This window comes from Paenibacillus sp. P4_A7, from assembly GCF_056402455.1.
Window position 1 is genome coordinate 1 of the sequence record NZ_JBFUHJ010000627.1, and the last position, 2,457, is coordinate 2,457.

The window sequence follows — 2,457 nt, forward strand, 5'->3', positions numbered from 1 at the left end:
GGCCTCCAGTGTAATTTCACCGTTTACATATCTGGCACCGATGCTCTGAATCTTGCTGGCATCCTCTCCCTCGCTTGGAGGCAATGTAACTCCACCGGGAACAATAATACAAGGAAGCTCATGCATCGCAGGCAAGCCTTTATCACAAGTGGCGATACCAGTTACACCCCTTCGGGTGGGTAGCGATCGAACCAGCCTGCGAAATACGGTAGCTGCATCATTGCGATAAGGAAGCGAGTCAAACATGCCGTTCGTCCCTTGGGTACGGCCATCACAAGGATCGCTTACGTATCCTGCAAAGGGAATCCCACCCTGAGCAGAGATCTCCAATGCGGCTTCCTTCATTTATAAGCCAATTTCTCAATGCCCTGTATGGTAGCCTAAGGCGATAGGAGTCCCATCATCCATACGAATTCCTCCCTGTGTGCTTAGCAGGAGAAATTGCTTCCTGTTCAAACGACCTGGATCCCAATCCCCACATTTTGGCTAAGTCCAAACAAGTCGCCGCTTGGCGAATGGCGCAGCATTTGATCTGTCAACGGGAGCGCTCCCTGCGGTCCGGGAGCATGGGTTTGAATTTCATATAATTTGGCATCATAGGATCCCATAATGGCTTGTGTAAAACACCGTTTTCAGCTCTACACCAAGCAACTTACATGATATTTCAGAGTAGTTCAATAAGATTATTTAATGTGAAACATATTGCTGTATAAAAGATACCCTTTATAATATACTCTCGGATATTATAAAGGGAATTTAATCAGCACTACACTCAGCGGCTTTACAGCATAAGAAATTCGTCCTTCTGAATCGGCTGCATATTCTATAGACTCTGATCCATCCGACTTTTCCAGTACTAACACAGTATGTTTCGCATATGGCAATGCCACCAGATCAAACGATTGCTCTTCTTTCGTGTAATTAACGATTAATTGGGCTGTAGTCCCATCCACTGCTTTCCAGCGGCTTGTGAGTAAGGATGAAACCGTGAAATCTCGATCTTCCTGCATGCGGAATACTTTCGGTTTCACTTCAAGTAAGTCGAAGGGCTTTTGCATACGTCCCTCGTGCAAATAAGGCTTAGCTACCCCAGTTCGCCATGGATTCATATTACCGATCAGTGTTAGGAGGGGCTGCTGCTCCGGCAGCTTTACATTCGGATCGATCCCCCAATTCCATGTAATATCCCCATTCTCGGTAAGCACAACTGTCAGCATATCGCCAGCATGAAACGAATAAGCCAGACGATAAAGCAAATTATCCGGTGATTTCATGTTGTCGAAGGCAGCGTGAGTCGCCACTTGATTCCCCATAAAATTATTAATATATTCATGATAGATATAAGCATAAAGAGGAATCGGTGTCCCAACAAAATAATTCAGGTTGAACCTTGCATCGTTAAACAGAAGCTCCGAGATGAATGGCTCAGCGGAAGCTGATTCGCAGCCGAATAGTACCTTTTTGCCCACCTTATCAGCCACTTCCTGTAATTCCCCAAATAAGCTGAGCATGGAATCCGTCTGCCATTTGCCTGGCGCTGGAGGGTGACCATGCGTCTTACTGTAGCAGAAATACGAGGTGCCCCCGTGGTTTTGGTCAAAGGCTTGAATATAATCTATCCCACCGTCAATCATATGCTTAACCTCATTAACGATGGTATCTACCGTAAAAGGCTGGGTCGGGCATAGATCATAGCCGCTCCGCTGCCCTGTACAGATAACCGAGTGAGGTAAATCCCCTTCAGGAGACAGACACATCACTTCCTCAAGATGCTCGCTGTCGAATTGCTCCTTGCAATTATAAGACGCAACCAGGTTACTCTGTTCTGTCCATCCGATCCCACTGCAATATACACCGAGAAGATGATTAGCCTCATGCAGTCGATCCGCGAATTCCTTTAATACCGCCTCGCCCCCATATGGAGGCCAGACATACGGAGGTGCCCAAGGTGCGCTGCCCTCCCAATGCATCAGGAGCGCCATGATTTTACTATTAAAAGCAGTTGCCAGTCGCTCTACATGAGGCAGTCCATTCACATACGGAAACAGCTTGTTTGGCTCCATGACATCCATATCATGCGTGCCTAAAACCGGGTAAGTCACAATTACTGGAGAATCAGCATACCAATCTGGAATCCGTTCATTATCGGCAATCGGAACTACTTTCCTCCCACGGGAAGCCTCATACCAATCTCGGTAAATATCTGCAGCCGCATGCCAGTCTCCAGTAAATACTCCCAGCACCATATCGTAAGACATCTCATAAGCCCCGCCTCCCGGATAAAACCGAAATTGCAGACGAATCCCTTCATCAATCGGGAAATATTCAACACATTTCACATGACCCTCCGGATCATGCGCCCCCATATAAAGCCCGCCGAGACTATCATAATAAGCCATGAATTGAGAGGATACGATAGCTGGATAGATTCCCGCCACTCCGCGACTCGGATAATTG

1 protein-coding gene and 1 pseudogene are annotated in these 2,457 nt (G+C 47.0%); both read right to left on the reverse strand.

Annotated elements, in window-relative coordinates; all coding sequences use genetic code 11:
* A pseudogene (locus AC1DWN_RS32135) lies at window positions 1-608 on the reverse strand (dihydroxy-acid dehydratase domain-containing protein); the annotation flags it as partial.
* A 135-nt stretch (window positions 609-743) separates the two neighbouring features.
* A partial coding sequence (locus AC1DWN_RS32140; RefSeq protein WP_477562906.1) for a DUF6259 domain-containing protein occupies window positions 744-2,457 on the reverse strand: 1,714 nt, incomplete at its 5' end.